This window comes from Niveibacterium sp. 24ML (assembly GCF_026586805.1).
Classification (GTDB): domain Bacteria; phylum Pseudomonadota; class Gammaproteobacteria; order Burkholderiales; family Rhodocyclaceae; genus Niveibacterium.
The window spans coordinates 75,079-91,533 of the sequence record NZ_JAPFHA010000016.1 but is presented as its reverse complement, the minus strand read 5'-3'; the positions used below and the strand labels follow the sequence as shown (position 1 = coordinate 91,533).

Genomic DNA, 16,455 nt, shown 5'->3' with positions numbered 1-16,455 from the left:
TGTGGCCGAAGTTGAAATAGTGCGGCGCGGTGTTTCACGCTCGCCTGCCGGGTGGCGTCGATCGGGTGCCGTGAGTTGCTTTCGCACGGCTTACTTTCCGGGCGTGAAGCTTGGGATGGCGCGCACCATGAATTCATCGAAGAGCGGCACGGTAAAGGCCATGTCGCCGTGGGCGGGGCTGTAGATCATTCCCTTCTTGATCAGCTTGGCGCGGACCGGGCCAATGCCGCTGACGCTGGTGCCCAAAGTGGCCGCAATGTCGCTGGTGCGATGGCTGCCGGGCCCGAGGTGGGCCATGGCGCGCAGGAAGTTACGTTCGCTGGGGGTGAGGCGGTCAAAGCGCACGCGGAAGAAGTTCTTGTCTAGCCGCGCAATCACGGCGGGTGTGGTGCGCTGAACGAGGTCAAGCGTGATCGGGCTGGCGGCGGCCTGGTTCCAGGCTTGGTAGCCCCATTCCTGAACGAAGTATGGGTAGCCGTGGGTGAGGCGGAAGACCTCTTGCAGCGCGTTACTTTGGAACTCGACCCCCATGTTGGCCGCGGGGTCGCGCAAAGCCTTCGCTGCATCGGCTTCAGAGAGGGCGCCGATATCAGGGAAGTTGAAGAGCCGCTCTGCGTAGGATTTGGATTCGCCCGCCATGCCCGGTAGCACCGGCAAGCCGGCAGCGAGCAGTACAAGCGGGAGCTGCTTTTGCTGCATGCGGTGCATGGCCATGATGATTGCGCCGAGTTCCCTCTGGCTGAGGTACTGGATTTCGTCAATCAGGATGGCCACTGCGGTCTGGCGTTCCTGAGCGGCTTCGGCGATGGCCTGAAAGAGATTGGGCAGGTCGATTTCAATGTCACCGCTGTCGGCAGTGCCTTTGGCGGGTTCGATGTCGAGCCCCAGCGCAGCGTCGCCCACCGTGAACTTGATGCTGCCGATGAATGCGCGAAGCACGGCCAAGCCGCGTTTGACCTTGTCGCCTGCGCCCGCAAGGCGATCGAGCTCGTACAGCAGGCTGCGCAAGGCGGGATAGATCAGTTCGCCGAGCGGTTTTTCTTCGTGCGCTTCGAGCAGGATCGTCTGGTAGCCGGCCGATCGAGCCAGACGCTCGATTTCGTTGAGCAGCACGGTCTTCCCGACACCCCGCAGGCCGGTCAGCAGCAGGCTTTTCTCTGGGCGGCCCTGTTTGATGCGCCCGAGAAGGATGCGGGCTTCTTCGAGCAAGGGGTCTCGACCCACGAGTTCTGGCGGCGGCGCGCCTGCGCCGGGTGAAAATGGGTTGTTGATCGGGTCCATGGGTGCGTCTTCCGGATCTCTAGCAATTTATACACAAATATATCTCAGACTGTGTATAGATTGATAGAAGTGCGCGCGCGGCTAGGCGGCCTCGGACCAGATGCCGGTGGCAAGTTGATCGAGTACGTCACCCAGTTTCCCGCCGAGCAGGTGGTCTAGCCGCTTGGCGCCGCCGTCTTGCTGGAAGGCCACATTGACGAACTGGGTGTCGATGACGACTTCGTGGGTGAGCTGCTTGGCAAGGCGCTCCAGCCACTTGCGCTGAACCGTCGACCAGTTGGTGAGCATGTAGATGCGCTGCATGGCCTGCGCGACCCGCTGCTCGAAGGGGAGCAGGGCTTCGCCCAGCGCGGCCTGGCGGATGTAGCCGATGATGCTGGCGGCGATGTCGTGGTTGGTGGCATTGCGCCAGGCGGACTGCAGGCGGGCTTCGGTGAAGCCGTGCTGATCGAGCAGCAGGCGCACTTCCTTGAGTTGTTCGCGGGTGAGGTCTTTGGGGCGATTGACGACGACGGCGAGCGCAGCGGACTGGTTGAGCTGCTCGCGCACGAAGTGGTTGAAGCTGTCGAGGTAGTCCTCGGGGCGGTTGTAGGCGCCGTAGCTTTGCTCGCGCGCGACGAGCTGATCCTTGTGGTCTGAGAGCACCGGCATGTAGGCGCTGCCGACGAGGGCTTTGACTTCGTCGATCTGCTGCAGCAGTGCGGCTTGCTGGCGCAGGAAGGCTGCTGCGTCTTGCGGGCCGAGCGCCTTGAGGTGCTTGTGCAGTTCGGCCGGGGCGACGCCCCACAGGGCTTCGAGTTCGGCGAGGCGGGTTTTCAGCGCGGGCTTCTTCTCGGCCTTGTGGGTGGCGTCGCGCAGCACGCGCATCAGCTTCTGGCTGAGGGCGTCGAGTACGTCGTGGGCGTGGGTTTGCTCGCTGCGGCTGCCGGGGGCGTTGAAGCTTTCTGGGTTGTGCAGTTCGCCGAGCAGTTGTTCGAGCGTGACGTTCGGATCTTTGACCAGCGGCTTCATGGTGCTGACCTCTTGCAGATCGCTGTAGAGGTCGACCGGGTCGTAGATCTTGAACACCGTCTTGCCGATTTCGTCGCAGCGGCGGGTGGCGCGGCCGATCATCTGCTCGTAAAGGATGCGCGAGCGGACCCGGCGCATGAAGACGAGGTGCGCGATGCGGGGCACGTCGATGCCGGTGGTGAGCAGGTCAACCGTGATCGCGATGTTGGGGTAGCGCTCGTTCTTGTAGCGCTTGATGAGCTCGCTGACCTTGTCCGACTTGCCGGTGATCTTGCGCACGGCGGCTTCGTTGTAGGCGTCGCCATGCACCGCCTTGAAGGCGTCGTCGAGCAGGCGCTTGACCATGTCGGCGTGCAGGTCGGTGGCGCAGAAGACCATGGTCTTCTCTTCGCTGAAGGGGTCGAGCTCCTGCGCGAGCTGTTCGCAGATGACGCGGTTGAAGTCATCAACGATGACGCGGCGGTTGAAGGCTTCGACTTCGAAGTTGAGCTCGTCTTCGAGTTCCGCCTGTTCGATCTCGCCGGTGCCGAGGTTGATGGCGCTGACCGTTTCGCCCTTGTCGAACTTGATGCCTTTTTGCGAGAGCAGGGTCTGGTAGCGGATCGGTGGTTCGTGGTCGATGAGCCAGTCGTCGGCGACGGCTTCGCGGTAGGAGTAGGTGTAGACCGGGCGGCCGAAGATTTCGGTGGTGTGCCGGGCCGGCGTGGCGGTGAGGCCGACCTTCACCGCGTCGAAGTAGTCGAGCACGCGGCGGTAGGTGGAGAGGTACTGGCCTTGGTCGCGCACCTGTAGTTCGCCTTCAGACATTTCCTGGTCGAGCGTGTAGCCGCGGTGCGCTTCGTCGACGATGACGCAGTCGAAGGCGTCGATGCCGGGCGGGTCGTCTGACTGGAAGATGCGCTTGACCATGGCTTGCACGGTGGCGACCTGCACTCGGGTTTCGGCTTCGGCGGCCATGTCGCCGAGTTCTGCGATGTTGTAGATCTTGGAGAGCGGCTGGTTCTGTTCGAGCAGCGCGTCGCCGAAGGCATCCAGCGCCTGGGTGCCGAGTGCGGTGCGATCGACCAGGAAGAGGATGCGGCGGAAGCGTTCGGCTTTGAGGAAGCGGTAAATCAGGCCGATGATGGTGCGCGTTTTGCCGGTGCCGGTGGCCATGGCGAGCAGGCAGGCGCTCTGGTGGGCTGCGATCGCCGCTTCGACGGCCTGAATCGCCTTCTCCTGATACGGCCGCAGTTGCAGGTAGGCGAAGCCTTCGGCCTTGAGTTTGGCCTCGGCGGCTTCCTTGCTGCGATGGAGCTGATCGAGCAGGCCCTCGGGCGTGTGGAAGTCCATCAGCGGCCGGGCGAGGTTCGCGGGGCTGCGGACGTCGCGGAACCAGATGCCGGATTGTTCGGCGAGCTGCTGCAGGTAGGGGCGGCTGTTGCTCGAATAGACGAAGGGGATCTGGAAGGCGTCGCCCTGACCGTCCGGCCAGGGGGCGGGCAGGCCGGCCAGTTCCCACGCGGGCTTAAAGCCTTGTTCCTGCTTGAAGCCGCGCGAATAGCGCTCGGCCTGCGGAATCTTGCCGGCGACGTTTTCGTTCTCGCGTTTCGCTTCGACCACGGCGACCGGCGAGAGACCGGCGAACAGCACGTAGTCGGCGGCCTGTTTGCCGGTGGTGGGCCATTCGGCAATCGCGCGCTGCTTGCCTTTCTCTGGCCGCGTGCCCTTGGCGTATTTGAGGTTCTGCGTGTCCGCTTCCCAGCCGGCGGCGGCGAGCTGCTGGTCGATCAGGATGCGGGTCAGCTCTTCGCTGAGGACGAGCTGCTTGCTGGCGGACTGCGTGGCCTGCGTGACCGACTGGGCGGCCTTCTGGCTGTCGGCAAGCTGGGTTTGCAGTTCGGCAATGCGTGCTTCGAACTCGGCGCGAACGCGATCCACCGCGGCGCTTTGTTCTTCGGTCAGCGATTGATAGGTGCGCGCTTCGGCATCCATCTGCTGCGCGAGGACCGCGAACTCTTCTTTCTCACGGGCGAGCAGGGCGGCGAGCTGCTGGTTGGTGTCCAACGCTTCGCGGTTGCCGAGCAGCTCGGCCTTGAGTGCGTCGATCTCTGCATGCAGTTCGCGCAGTTGCAGGCTGGGGTCTTGCGGCGGGACGAAGGGCCCGGCCTTGAATGCAGCGCCCGCCTTGCCGAAGGATTGGTGGAACCAGATCGCCAACGCGCGGGCGACCTTGAGACCGTCCATCGCTTCTTTGTGCTGGGTGCGGAACTGGTGGGTCGCTTTGTTGCCTTCGATGCGCAGGGTGTGGAACAGCTCGCGCACCGTGGGATCAAGCTTGATTTCGCGATTGAGTCGGAACAGCAGATCGGCCTGACTCGTCTCCGCATCGAACTGCACGCCTGCCCTCGCGGCTACGTCTTGCGCGAGTGCTTCACCGAGCTGGCGGAGCTTGATCAGCGTGGTGTTCGGGTCGGCGGCGAAGACCTGCTCGGCAGTCGTGGCGAGCTGAAGGAAGACTGGGTCGTGCTCGGCTAGGAAGGTGAAGTTGCTCGAGGCGGGCATGGCCGGATCAATGATTGTCCAAGCTGCATTTTGTGGTGCTGAGGTGCTTGAGGGCAATGGGGCGAGTCTCCGCACCGAGAGGCATGCTTACTTGCGGGGATCTTCGCCTGAGCAATAAGCGGCCCAGTCGCACATGAGGTGGCGGCGCTTCTCGAACAAATCACCGCGCTGGTAAGCGGCTTCCGCCTTGTCTTTGAGCTGGTGAGCGAGCGCGTGTTCGATGACTTCGCGGGCATATGCGGTCGTTTCGCCGGCCCAGTCCCGGAACGTGGATCGAAATCCGTGTGCGGTGACATCCAGCTTCATTCGGCGTAGAAGCGCGGTGAGCGTCATGTCGGAGAGCGGTTTTTTGCGAGTGCTCGGGAACAGCAGATCCGAGCCCTCGTCGCATTGCAGGTTCCGCAAGATAGCCTGCACGCGTGGGGATAGCGGGACTCGATGTTCTTTGCCCGCCTTCATCCGCTCGGCGGGGATGGTCCACACGCCAGCGCGCAGGTCGATCTCTTGCCAAGTTGCGCCTCTTACTTCGCCGGACCGGGCTGCAGTCAGAATGGCAAACTCCAAAGCGCGCGCACCAAGGCCGTTTTGTTCGGACAGGCACTTCATGAAGGCGGCGATCTCACGGTAGGGCAGGGCGGCGTGGTGTTCGACCTTGGTTACGCGTGATGGCTTGGGTAGCACCTTGTCCAGGTGGCCGCGCCATCGGGCCGGGTTATCGCCTGACCGGTAGTCGCGCACTGTCGCCCAGTCCAGAACGGCCTCGATCCGTCCGCGCAGGCGACTTGCAGTCTCGGTCTTCGTCGCCCAGATCGGTTCGAGAATTCGTAGAACATGGGCGAGCGTCACATTGTTGACCGCAATGTCGCCAATTACGGGGCTGACGTATTGAGTAATCGTTGCCCGCCACTGGCTTGTGTGTTTGGCGTTCTTCCAGCCCGCTTCGTTTGCGGCAATGTAAGCAGTAGCGCACTGATCGAATGTGATCATTGCCATCGCCTCGACGAGTCGAGCCTGTTTGGCTTTTGTTCGCTCGGCGATGGGGTCTTCGCCGCGATCAATCCGTTCGCGTTCCTCCCTCGCGCGGCGGCGGGCGTCGGCGAGTGTGACGTCCGGGTATCCGCCAAGCCCCATATCACGCCGCTTGCCGCTCACGCGGATGCGCAAAATCCAGCTCTTGGCGCCGCGTTCGGAGATGAGCAGGGCGAGTCCGGAGACACCTCCGACGAAGTTCATCCCGGCTTTGGTGAGTCGGCCAACTTCAAGCGCCGACAACTCCTTCGCTTTTCGCCCCATCCAAAGCCCCATCAATAATTTCGCGATTGGATGGTATCGTCGGAGCAGCGCTGAGACAAGAGAATTCCATGAAACCCTTGCGGTGGAAGGATCTAGGGGAGATGGATCGACTTACTGAGACGTGGTGAAACGCGGGGGTCGGCAGACACCGCTTCCGCCAAAGTAATCAGACAAAACCGCACAGCGACAGGCTCTGCGGTTTTTTGCATTTCTGGCGGGCGCTGATGCTCGGCCTATGCTCAGCTTCAAAGCAAGAACTTGAGCTGCGCTTGCGACATGCTAGATTGCTTCAGCGTCTGCCCAGCAGTTCGGTGTTTCGTACAGACGGACGCGCTCCAGCGTGAGGCGCGATCCGTAGGTCTCGGCAAATCTGCCTGCAAGCGTGTCGAAGGCGATTCTGGCCAGATTCTCGGCGGTTGGGATCAACGGAAGTACGACTGTCTTGTGGCCCGGGATTGACTCCAGAAATGCACGCACTTCGGTGTCGTCGGCGTGGACGAGAAAAGCGTGATCCCATACGTCAACGATCTCCCGCTTCGTGATCGCTTTCACGTCTGAGAAGTCGAGCACCATGCCCTCGTCTGAGGCGCCTGATTTCGTGATTGTCTCGCCAAGCAGCGTGACTTCAAGCGTGTAGCGGTGACCATGCAAGTTCTTGCATTGGCTGTTGTGATGGGGGATGCGGTGTCCCGCATCAAACTCAAGTCGCCGCGTGATTCTCATATTTCATCTGCCTGCTTTGCTTGACTGATCGGTCTTTGGCGAGGCTTGCCCAGAAACAACAACGGCATCCACCTGGATGCCGTTGTTTTGTAAGCCTGCCGGAAGAGGCCGCAGATTCTATCAGCCGGCCTTCTTCTTGGCCTTGGCTTCTTTCTTGAGGTTCTTCAGCAGTTCAGGATCGGTTTGCTTCAGGTATTCGATGACATCAACTTCGTCCTTGCGGATCTTGCCGATATCGACCTGCTCAACGTGCACCAGGCGAAGCAGCGCTTGAACCGGGCGCGGAATGTTGCGGCCGCTTTCGTAACGCGATCCACCGCTTTGGGTAACACCGATCTTCGACCAGAACTGTGACTGGTTCAGGCCAAGCTTGCGGCGGATTTCGCGAACATCAACTTTGTCGTTACTCTTCATGGTGGCAACCTCGCTTTGCACTTGTATTTCTTGCTCAGCCTTCACACAGGTTCAGGCATCTCTGTCGTAGGACCAGCCTAGTCAAGTCCAGTTCCCGAATTATAGATCAATATCTGATTGCCATAGTTCCAACGCCGGTGCGGCTTGTGGCGGATATGTTAAAGACTGTCACGAGACTGCTGAGCCATTGGATTGGGCGTCAGAGCTGAGCATCGCCCCATCCTGGATGCGGTCGTCGCTCCTCATCGCGCAGATGCTGCATGGGGCCGGAGACGGCGCTGGGAAAACCAATTGGAGACATTGCGGAACGGATAGGCGGGTTTGCGGTCTGAGCTGCGTTGTATGACACTCCCCACACTCTTACCCAACTGACGGCCCATCATGAGCGAAGCTTCGCAGAAGCCCGATACGCCGGCTTTTCAGCCCGTGTCGGCAAAGATCCGGGAGCGGATTTACCGCGCAAAACAGCGCTTCCATGCCAATGACAACATTTCGGCCTTTCTGGAGCCAGGTGATCTTGAAGCCTTGCTGGATGAAGTCGAAGGCAAGATGAAGGGGGTCCTTGAGAGCCTGGTGATCGACACCGAAAGCGATCACAACACGCAAGACACCGCGCGCCGCGTCGCCAAGATGTATCTCACCGAGGTTTTTCGCGGCCGTTACATGCCGGCACCGTCTGTGACCGAGTTCCCGAATGCCGAGCGCCTTAACGAACTGATGATTGTTGGGCCGATTACCGTGCGCAGCGCGTGCAGCCATCACTTCTGCCCGATCATGGGGCGCCTGTGGATCGGCTTGATGCCAAACGAGCATTCGAACCTGATCGGCCTGTCGAAGTACTCGCGCCTGGCGGAATGGGTGATGAGCCGCCCGCAGATTCAGGAGGAGGCGATCACCCAGATGGCAGAGTTGCTGATGCGCAAGGTGAGCCCCGATGGCCTTGCGGTTGTCATGGAGGCTGATCACTTCTGCATGCATTGGCGTGGCGTGAAGGATTCCGAAACCAAGATGATCAACAGTGTGATGCGTGGGTCCTTCCTCAAGGATGCTGCGTTGCGCCGTGAGTTTCTCTCTCTCATCAACCTGAAACACTGAGGCCCCGATGCTTGTTCGACTGCTTTATGCCAGCCGCGCGGCCGCGCCGCTCCAGGCGTCCGTCATCGACGCAATCCTTGCCCAGTCGCGCGCGCACAATCCGAAGCTGGGCATTACCGGCATGCTTTGCTACAGCGATGACTTGTTTCTGCAAGTCCTCGAAGGCGGGCGCGACGAGGTATGCGAGCTCTACAACACGATCGTCAGGGACGATCGTCACACGAGCGTGCGGCTGCTTAGCTTTGAAGAGATCCCGGAGCGGCGCTTTGGCGGCTGGACGATGGGCCACGTGAACGTGGCGACAGTGAACCCCTCCTTGCTGCTCAAGTATGCGGAGCGGCCCGTTCTCAACCCGTTCAACTGTTCGGGGCAGGCCTCGATGGCCTTGCTCAACGAATTGATCGCCACCGCTTCGGTCGTGGGGCGCTGCAGCTAGCGCCAATGGCGGGGAACGACGGCCGCCGCCCGGGGCGGCTGTTTTTTGCCGCTATGGCTTGGCCAATCTGGCCCGGCGTTGCAAGCGGTGCGCCGCGCTTGAAAGCGTAAGGACCTCTGCCTTGTTCCGTCGCATAGCGCGGTGGGGCTGCGAGAGAAATGCGAGAGGCCTCCCAGGGGCGCTTTCGCATCAACCGCTTTCCGATTACTGCGCGGCCTTGGCGATTTGCGCAAGGCGCCTTCGCCTTTCTGGCCTTTGCGGCGCGGATCCTTTCTTCTTTTGGCCGCGCGTGCCTTCGCTGCCGGGTATTCCCGTTGTCCGGCTTCAGGCTGACTACCGGAGTCCAATCGATGAACACAAGCAAGCGGCTGCCGCTGCTGCTGGCTGCAGCGCTTACGGCCTTGTTTGCCTCGTCCTGCTGAGAGGCGACAGGCTTCTTCAGGAGCCCGTGGTGGACGACAGTTATCGTGAGCGCTCAGCGACAACTATCGTGAGTGTTTGACTCACGCCGCTCGAGTGCGTTTTGCGGTTGGGTTCTTACTGTGTCGCCTTTAAGGCGAAGGTAACCCACTGCGCCACTGACGCATCCGCACTGCCCCACTGGCAGCGGTGTGGGATGCTGAAGTGGTTCCAATGCTCAAGGGAGTGCCGGCACTGATGGCTGTGAAGGTGCTTGAGGCGTTGCAGTGGCGCCACCCGGAATGGTTTGCCGAAACGGTGCTGCGCACGCTGCAACGGCGGGTCAGCCAGTGGCGCGCCACTCATGGCGGCGAGCGCGAGATCTACTTCGCGTAGGCGCTCCCACCCAGTCGGCTCGGGCTGTCGGACTTCACTGTAGCCGATGAACTCGATGTTCGCTTGGGCGGTGTGGCGTTTCCTCGTCGGCAATACCAGTTCGCGCTGGCCCATAGTGGCTGGCGCCACGCGCGGTTCGTGCTGTGCAGTTTGATGCGAGCCTTGGATCAGTGGCTGCTGCGCGGCAGTCGCGAGTTTGCAGATTTGGCAGCGCTGTTGATGGCAATCTTGTTCATGCGCTGAACGTGAAATCTGCAGACGATGGCAACTGGGCTGCCACTGTGGACACTGGACACGGCCGCGATGTTCGACCTGACGATCCGGCACAGAGTCGTCGCCTTGAGCGGGTCAGATAGCGTGCTGTCGAACTCAGGCAGTTTTTTGTCGATCGTCCGTTCGTCATCGATGGCCGAAGTCATCGACCCGCAAGGTGACGACGTCGGGCCAGCAGGTGCCTACACCCGACCAACACCTCCTGGGGGGCAGTCGCCAGCTTGACCTTCGCAAGCTCACCGTGTCGCTCGCCGGTGGCGCCATGCGTATTGATGTGCAGACCAGCAAGATCACGACCCTCTGGAACCCGACCAATGGATTCGATCATGTGGCGTTCACGATCTTCATCGAAGTGCCAGGCAAGCACGGTGGTATGGCTGTAATGCCTTTTCAGAACGCTTCACTGCCGGGCGGCATGAAGTGGCACTACCGTTTGCGCGCACACGGCTGGTCAAACGCGTTCTTTTCATCTGAAGGCGCCTCGGCGATCAGCGAAGGCACCAGCGCGTCGCCTGCTGTACGGATACCGCTTGATGCCGCCAACAATGCTGTCAGCTTCATCCTGCCCGATGCGTCGCTTGGGAGGCTGACGTCGCTCTCCGGCGTCAAGGTCTATGTCACCTCATGGGACTACGACGACGGCTATCGTGGCCTGTCGCCGACGGCGAAGGAGTGGGCGTTCTCTGGCGGAACTGGCACGACTGACCCCTTGATCATGGATGACTTCATGGTGTTCACGCTGCCGTAATCGCGTGGTTGTTTTGATCAATTACAAGGGCGCTTTGATCGGCGCCCATTCTATTTCTGAGCCGAATTCGGTGAATTTTGAGCGATTACAGACAATTTATTCTGGAGCGGTTCTCATTAATCCAGACGGCCGGAGCAGGGTGAGAGAGTGTGTCAAAAGCGCTCGTTTTAATTGTCGGTATTTGTCCTGCACAAAATGCCATTGGCGTAGCGTGTAAGGCTAAATGGGATGAATGCCCATATTCCGGTTTTGGAGGATGTTGTCTCGTCACTAGTGGGGCGGTATGGCGCCTCGCGGGATTGACAAAAGTCACGCAAAAACAATTGGGTAGCGTGTTTATGGTTGCGTCTGATATGGCGATGCACAATGCAAAGCAACTATGCCTAGCGCATCAATGAAATATGCTTTACGGGTTTGTTGTTTGTCCGATCAATACCGTTCGCATGCGAAATGCTGCCGTTCGTCGTGTTAATTCAACTTTGCGCACACTGGTGACGAAATCCCGCATAAGAATTAATTAAGCAATTCGGACCAATGCGTCCGGATACGAATTATGGGAATTCATCCGGTTCATCGTGCACGGGGTGCGACACGGTCGGGCAGAAGCGGCTGTATTCGCGTGAGCACCGGAATCGGTTTGCACGAAGTAGGCACCGCCTTGATGGAGGGGCGAACGACATGCTTAAACTGGGGCTGGGCAAGTACCGATCGATTGTCATCCTGATCACGCTGTTCATTGTTTTTGACATTGGCGTGCTTGCAATGACATTTGTGATCTCGCGGCAGCTGACGGCCGACGCGATCTCGATCAACCTCGCAGGTCAGCACCGCTACCTTGTGCAGAAGCTCGCGAAGACGGCCTTGCTGATCGATCAGGACGCGACGCAAGGCACCTTCGACAGCAGCGGCAAGTCGAGCCTCAACGAGGTCAAGGACCTGATCGCGACCGCAGATCGTTTCAACGCGATCATCGCCACCTTCGACGGTGGCGCGAAGCTGCCGGACATGACGGAAGAGCTCGCGCTGACGCCTAGCCAAGATACCCAGGCCGCGGCGCTCTTTGCCCTGGTGAAGGATCTCTGGGAACCGATCAACGCGCAGGTGCAGGCGCTCAACCAGCCCAAAGACGGGCATCGACCGGACGTTGGCCCGCTGCTTCAGGTGCTGATTCCGAACAACCTCAACCTCTTGAGTACTTCGCACATCCTCACCAGCCGGCTTGAGGCACTGTCGGCCGCGAAGGCAGCCAAGCTGCGGGCGGTGCAGATGGCGGGCATGGCGGCCGCACTGGTGAACTTCGCCTTCATTCTCTACAGCTTCCTCGGCCAGCTTCGCAAGAGCGATAGCGCGGTTGAACGCGCCCAGCGCGAAACCGAAGACATCCTGCGCACCACGCAAGAGGGGCTGTTCCTGCTCGACCCAGAATTCCGCATGGGTTCGCAAACCTCGCAGGCACTGTCGAAAATTCTTGGTGTTGAAGCCAAGGGGGGTGAGAACTTCCTTGATCTGCTCAAGCCCTTGGTCACGCCCAAGACCTATGACACCACCAAGGAATACATCGAACTGCTGCTGCGCCACGACGTGAAGGAAAAACTGGTCGCAAGCCTCAACCCGCTTGATTGCATCGAGATCAGCGCGGTACGTGCGAACGGCGCGCTGGAATCGCGCTTCCTGCAGATCCGCTTCAACCGCGTGTTGCAGGCAGAGAAGGTGACACATCTGCTGGTCACCGCAAACGACATCACCCGCCGGGTGAAGCTCGAGCGTGAGCTCAAGGACAGCGAGCGCCGGGTGCAGGATCAGATGGGCATGATGGTGCATATCCTTCAGGCCGATCCGCGCCAGTTGCAGGACTTCCTGCGTCACGCCAGCGATGGCCTGAACCAGATCAACGAAGATCTGCGTACCGCAAGCCCGACTACCGGCGTGTCGACACCCCGGATCGACGCCATGCTGCGTATTGCCCACCGCCTCAAGGGCGACGCGGCGGCGCTCAACCTTGAAGCGGTATCGCAGTCGATGCATGCGTTCGAATCTGTCTTGCAGGAACTGCGCGCACAGACGCGGCGCAGCAGCGAAGACTTGCTGCCGGTGGCGGTCCGGGTAAAGGGTCTGTATGCCGAAGTCAACGCGATCCAGGATGTGATTGCCCGCATCGGGCAGGTCCGTGGCGTCGTCAGCGTTGAACCGCCAAAGCCGGCGCACGACCCCGAGATTGCCGCGCAGCCCTTCGTGCGCCAGTGGCGTGGCTTTGCCCAGCAACTGGCGAAGCGGCTGGGCAAACAGGTTGAGCTCACCTATCAGGGGCTGGATGTTGATGGGCTGTCGTCGCAGCTGCGCGAAGCGGTCAATACCTCGGTCAATCAATTCATCCGTAACGCAGTGGTGCACGGCGTTGAAGCGCCGGCGGACCGTAAAAAGCGCGGCAAGTCCGAGTCGGGCCACCTGTCGGTGTACGTGTCGGATCAGGGTGATGGAACCATCGAATTGAGCTTCCGCGACGATGGCCGTGGCATCAACCCGGAGAAGATCCGCCTCGCCGCAGTACGCAAGGGGCGAATCTCGCCTGAAGTTGCCAAAGGTCTGGATGCGCGTGCGCTGACGCTGATGATCTTCGAGCCAGGGCTCTCGACGCGGGACGAGGTGGACGAGGACGCCGGCCGTGGCGTTGGCCTCGATGCTGTGAAAGAAATGATCAGTCGCCTCGGTGGGCGCATCCGGATCGGCACGACCTCGGGCGAGTACTGCCACTTCCGCGTGCAGTTGCCGGTGAAGGCCGAGCCGAACGACACCAACATGCCCGACCGCATCAAGGAGGTAGCCTGATGGCGCTCAAGCTGATGATCGTGGATGACTCGAACATCATCCGCAGCAAGATCAACCGCACGCTCTCGCAGCACAACATGGAAGTGGTTGCCTCGGCGAGCAACGGGGAAGACGCAGTGAAGCTCTTCACCACCCACAAGCCCGACGTGGTCACGATGGATCTGACCATGCCGCGCATGGACGGGCTGGAGTGCATCCGCGCGTTGCGAAAGATCAATCCGGGCATCCGCATCCTGGTGGTGTCGGCACTGGCCGACAAATCAACCGCAATCCAGGCCCTCAAGGAGGGGGCGCAGGGATTTCTCTGCAAGCCCTTCTCGGAGGCCGACCTGACCGAGGCAATCGAAGAGCTGCTGGGAGACGACTGACATGGACGAGCAACAACTCCGCGTATTCATCGACATCGTCAGCCAGTACTTCGAAAAGCAGACTGGCAAGGCGCCCGATGTTGGCAGCCCTTACCTGGGCGACGCCAGCTCGCTACCGATTTACGACTTCACCGGGGTGATCGGCATTTCGGGTGAGCGGCAGGGCTGCGTGTATGTGACGGCCCATCGCGATCTGCTGCGACAACTGCTGCTGCATGTGGGCGAGTCGGATGTTTCCGACAACAACCTCAGCGATCTGGTCGGCGAGGTGGCCAACACCATTTCCGGCAATGCACGACGCTACTTCGGGCCGGACTTCATGATTTCGGTGCCGGTGGTGGTGTCGGGCAATGCGCGTGCGATCCAGGTGCCGCGCAGCGTGAAGGCCTACATCCTGCCCTTGCGCTGGCACAAGTTCGAAGCCGCACTGGTGGTGAGTCTGCAGTAGCGCCGGGCCAGGGGCAGGGCGGTGGCAAGGGCGCTGGCAATCGGGCAGTACCAAGGAGGTTTGCAATGACACGGTGGTCCAATACGGTGAATGCACTGCGGATGGGAGCGGCGATCTGTCTGTTCGCCTGCCTGCCCGCGCAGGCTGGCACGACGCTGATCAATGCGTCGTCGAACATCAACCAGGAGATGTTCCAGGAGTACAACGCCGCCTTCACGCGCTACTGGCGTGGCAAGACCGGCGAGGCGGTGACGATCAAGCAGACGCACGCCCAATCCACCAACCAGGTGGCGCGCATCCGCAACGGTGAAGAGGCCGACGTGGTGACGCTGGCGGTGTCGCTGGACATTGACAAGATTGCCGCCAGCGGCCTGCTGCCAGCCGACTGGCAGGGCCGCCTCAGCAATCACTCCTCGCCCTTTACCTCAACCGTCGTATTCCTCGTGCGACGCGGCAACCCGCGGCAGATCAAGGACTGGGACGATCTGGTCCGCTGGGGCATCAACGTGGTGACCTCCAACCCCAAGAGCTCCGGCATTGCGCGCTGGGGGCACCTTGCCGCCTATGGCTATGCGCTCAAGCAGCCGGGGGGCAACGATGCCAGCGCGAAGCTGTTCCTCAAGCGCCTGTATGGCAACAACCGGGTGCTTGAATACACGGCGCGCGGCGCCAACACCGCCTTCACCAAGGGCAAGATCGGTGACGCGATGATCACCTGGGAAAGCGAAGCCATGCAGATTGTGGCTGCCGCGCCGGATGAGTACGAGATCGTGGTGCCCAGCATGTCGATCGTGGCCGAACCGCCGGTGGCGATGATCGACAAGATGGTGGACAAGCGCGGCACACGCAAGCTCGCCGATGCCTACCTCAACTACCTCTACTCCGCCGAAGCGCAGGAGCTGCTGGTCAAGTACAACTACCGCCCCTCAGACCGTGCGCTCGCCGAGAAATACGCCAATCGATTCAAGCCACTGACGCTCTTCCGTGTTGATCAGGTCTTTGGCAGTTGGGGGCAGGCCTTCAAGGATCACTTCACCGATGGCGGTGTACTCGATCAGGTGTACGACCCCTTCAGGAATGCATCGTGAGCGGCACTGCACCGACCTCTCAAGAACGGAACAGGAAGGAATCAGAAATGAACGGGATCCTGCGCAGCTGCCTGCTTCTTGGCGTGGCGGCACTCGTGCCGCTTACCCTGCATGCCGCCGAAGTGACCGGTGCGGGGGCATCGTCACCGCGGGCGGTCTACCTCAAATGGGCTGCGGCCTACGGCAAGGCCAGCGGTAACACCATCAACTACCAGTCGATCGGCTCTGGCGGCGGCGTCAAGGAGGTCAGCGCCAAGAGTGTGGACTTCGGTGCGTCGGACATTCCGCTGACCGAGTCCGAACTGGAAAAACGCGGCCTTGTGCAGTTTCCGGTGCTGGTGGGGGCTGCCGTGCCCTTCGTGAACCTGCCCGATGTGAAGCCCGGCGAATTACGCCTGAGCGGCCCCTTGCTGGCGGACATCTTCCGCGGCCGGCTTACCCGGTGGGACGACAGCCGCATCAAGGATCTCAACCCCGGCGTCTCGCTGCCGGCGATGTCGATCGTGGTCGTGCGTCGTGACGATGGCGCCGGCGTCTCATTTTTGCTGACGCACTACTTGAGCAAAGCAAGCCCCGAGTGGCGCGACAACATTGGCACCGGGACCGCCGTGCAGTGGCCGGTCGGGCTGGGCGGCAAGGGGGATGAAGGGGTGGCGAACTTCGTCAAACGCCTGCCGGGCGCGATTGGCTATGTTGAGTATGGCTATGCGCGCGCCAACCAGCTGGCGTACGTGAGCATGCAGAACCGCAGTGGGGCGTTCGTTCAGCCCGACGAGAAGAGCCTTTCTGCCGCCGCGCAGAGCGCCGAATGGGCCAAGACCGGCTATGGCGAGGTGCTCAGTGATCAGCCCTCGCCCGATGCGTGGCCAATTGCCGGCGCGAGCTTCATTCTGCTCCAGCGCAAAACCGACAAGCTGCCGCAGGCCGCCGCGGTGGTGAAGTTCTTCGAATGGTCTTACGCCAACGGCGCAAAGATCGCGCTCGAAGGTGGCTATGTGCCCCTGCCCAACGCCACCGCCTCGCAGATCAAGGGCGCCTGGGAGAGCATCAGGGATCCGTCCGGCAAGACCATCGCCAGCGTCCAGTAGGCTGGCTGCACGCAGCCACAGTCC

Annotated in this window: 14 protein-coding genes and 1 pseudogene; 9 read left to right on the top strand and 6 right to left on the bottom strand. The window is 61.0% G+C overall.

What is annotated here, in order from left to right; genetic code table 11:
* Window positions 1-90 precede the first annotated feature (90 nt).
* The 5 genes from OPU71_RS14175 to OPU71_RS14155 form a co-directional block, all read right to left on the bottom strand.
* Window positions 91-1,281 (bottom strand): ATP-binding protein, encoded by a 1,191-nt coding sequence (locus OPU71_RS14175; protein WP_267728662.1) that lies wholly within the window; start codon window positions 1,279-1,281, stop codon window positions 91-93.
* An 81-nt stretch (window positions 1,282-1,362) separates the two neighbouring features.
* Window positions 1,363-4,836, bottom strand: a complete 3,474-nt coding sequence (hsdR, locus tag OPU71_RS14170; RefSeq protein ID WP_267728661.1) for a type I restriction-modification system endonuclease — start codon at window positions 4,834-4,836, stop codon at window positions 1,363-1,365.
* A gap of 87 nt (window positions 4,837-4,923) precedes the next feature.
* Window positions 4,924-6,141: a tyrosine-type recombinase/integrase gene (locus OPU71_RS14165; protein WP_267728660.1), complete on the bottom strand. Its 1,218-nt coding sequence runs from the start codon at window positions 6,139-6,141 to the stop codon at window positions 4,924-4,926.
* 267 nt (window positions 6,142-6,408) lie between these two features.
* Window positions 6,409-6,852 carry a 6-carboxytetrahydropterin synthase QueD gene (gene queD / locus OPU71_RS14160; protein ID WP_267728659.1) on the bottom strand — a complete coding sequence of 148 codons (444 nt, stop codon included), beginning with the start codon at window positions 6,850-6,852 and terminating at the stop codon, window positions 6,409-6,411.
* A 120-nt stretch (window positions 6,853-6,972) separates the two neighbouring features.
* Window positions 6,973-7,266, bottom strand: coding sequence for a helix-turn-helix domain-containing protein (locus tag OPU71_RS14155; RefSeq protein WP_267728658.1), 294 nt, complete (start codon window positions 7,264-7,266; stop codon window positions 6,973-6,975).
* Window positions 7,267-7,647: 381 nt separating this feature from the next.
* On the opposite strand from OPU71_RS14155, the gene folE reads away from it, so the two are divergent.
* The 3 genes and pseudogenes from folE to OPU71_RS14140 all read left to right on the top strand — a co-directional run.
* On the top strand, window positions 7,648-8,361 hold the full coding sequence (folE, locus tag OPU71_RS14150) for a GTP cyclohydrolase I (RefSeq protein ID WP_267728657.1): 714 nt from the start codon (window positions 7,648-7,650) through the stop codon (window positions 8,359-8,361).
* 7 nt (window positions 8,362-8,368) lie between these two features.
* Window positions 8,369-8,797, top strand: a complete 429-nt coding sequence (locus OPU71_RS14145) for a BLUF domain-containing protein (protein ID WP_267728656.1) — start codon at window positions 8,369-8,371, stop codon at window positions 8,795-8,797.
* 582 nt (window positions 8,798-9,379) lie between these two features.
* Window positions 9,380-9,724: pseudogene (locus OPU71_RS14140) on the top strand (IS21 family transposase); the annotation flags it as partial.
* A 35-nt stretch (window positions 9,725-9,759) separates the two neighbouring features.
* Here OPU71_RS14140 and OPU71_RS14135 read toward each other — a convergent pair.
* Window positions 9,760-10,011: a hypothetical protein gene (locus tag OPU71_RS14135; protein ID WP_267728683.1), complete on the bottom strand. Its 252-nt coding sequence runs from the start codon at window positions 10,009-10,011 to the stop codon at window positions 9,760-9,762.
* Window positions 10,012-10,043: 32 nt separating this feature from the next.
* Here OPU71_RS14135 and OPU71_RS14130 point away from each other — a divergent pair, with 32 nt between their 5' ends.
* From OPU71_RS14130 to pstS, 6 genes are all read left to right on the top strand, one after another.
* The gene (locus tag OPU71_RS14130) at window positions 10,044-10,613 is read left to right on the top strand and encodes a glucodextranase DOMON-like domain-containing protein (protein WP_267728655.1); all 570 of its coding nucleotides are present in this window, start codon (window positions 10,044-10,046) and stop codon (window positions 10,611-10,613) included.
* Between the two features lie 678 nt (window positions 10,614-11,291).
* On the top strand, window positions 11,292-13,439 hold the full coding sequence (locus OPU71_RS14125; RefSeq protein WP_267728654.1) for an ATP-binding protein: 2,148 nt from the start codon (window positions 11,292-11,294) through the stop codon (window positions 13,437-13,439).
* Window positions 13,439-13,807 carry a response regulator gene (locus tag OPU71_RS14120; RefSeq protein ID WP_267728653.1) on the top strand — a complete coding sequence of 123 codons (369 nt, stop codon included), beginning with the start codon at window positions 13,439-13,441 and terminating at the stop codon, window positions 13,805-13,807. The genes OPU71_RS14125 and OPU71_RS14120 overlap by 1 nt, the downstream gene beginning before the upstream one ends.
* 1 nt (window position 13,808) lies before the next feature.
* Window positions 13,809-14,255 carry a chemotaxis protein CheX gene (locus OPU71_RS14115; protein ID WP_267728652.1) on the top strand — a complete coding sequence of 149 codons (447 nt, stop codon included), beginning with the start codon at window positions 13,809-13,811 and terminating at the stop codon, window positions 14,253-14,255.
* Window positions 14,256-14,320: 65 nt separating this feature from the next.
* Window positions 14,321-15,343 (top strand): sulfate ABC transporter substrate-binding protein, encoded by a 1,023-nt coding sequence (locus OPU71_RS14110; protein WP_267728651.1) that lies wholly within the window; start codon window positions 14,321-14,323, stop codon window positions 15,341-15,343.
* 47 nt (window positions 15,344-15,390) lie between these two features.
* Complete coding sequence (gene pstS, locus OPU71_RS14105; protein ID WP_267728650.1) at window positions 15,391-16,431, top strand: phosphate ABC transporter substrate-binding protein PstS; 1,041 nt, start codon at window positions 15,391-15,393, stop codon at window positions 16,429-16,431.
* The last annotated feature ends 24 nt before the right edge of the window (window positions 16,432-16,455 follow it).

Bases quoted from the DNA above. Each gene is read 5' to 3' on its own strand.
- OPU71_RS14145 (WP_267728656.1), top strand. From the start codon at position 8,369: ATGCTTGTTCGACTGCTTTATGCCAGCCGCGCGGCCGCGCCGCTCCAG.
- pstS (WP_267728650.1), top strand. From the start codon at position 15,391: ATGAACGGGATCCTGCGCAGCTGCCTGCTTCTTGGCGTGGCGGCACTC.
- OPU71_RS14175 (WP_267728662.1), bottom strand. From the start codon at position 1,281: ATGGACCCGATCAACAACCCATTTTCACCCGGCGCAGGCGCGCCGCCG.
- folE (WP_267728657.1), top strand. From the start codon at position 7,648: ATGAGCGAAGCTTCGCAGAAGCCCGATACGCCGGCTTTTCAGCCCGTG.
- OPU71_RS14110 (WP_267728651.1), top strand. From the start codon at position 14,321: ATGACACGGTGGTCCAATACGGTGAATGCACTGCGGATGGGAGCGGCG.
- queD (WP_267728659.1), bottom strand. From the start codon at position 6,852: ATGAGAATCACGCGGCGACTTGAGTTTGATGCGGGACACCGCATCCCC.
- OPU71_RS14125 (WP_267728654.1), top strand. From the start codon at position 11,292: ATGCTTAAACTGGGGCTGGGCAAGTACCGATCGATTGTCATCCTGATC.
- OPU71_RS14115 (WP_267728652.1), top strand. From the start codon at position 13,809: ATGGACGAGCAACAACTCCGCGTATTCATCGACATCGTCAGCCAGTAC.
- hsdR (WP_267728661.1), bottom strand. From the start codon at position 4,836: ATGCCCGCCTCGAGCAACTTCACCTTCCTAGCCGAGCACGACCCAGTC.
- OPU71_RS14135 (WP_267728683.1), bottom strand. From the start codon at position 10,011: ATGACTTCGGCCATCGATGACGAACGGACGATCGACAAAAAACTGCCT.
- OPU71_RS14120 (WP_267728653.1), top strand. From the start codon at position 13,439: ATGGCGCTCAAGCTGATGATCGTGGATGACTCGAACATCATCCGCAGC.
- OPU71_RS14155 (WP_267728658.1), bottom strand. From the start codon at position 7,266: ATGAAGAGTAACGACAAAGTTGATGTTCGCGAAATCCGCCGCAAGCTT.
- OPU71_RS14165 (WP_267728660.1), bottom strand. From the start codon at position 6,141: ATGGGGCTTTGGATGGGGCGAAAAGCGAAGGAGTTGTCGGCGCTTGAA.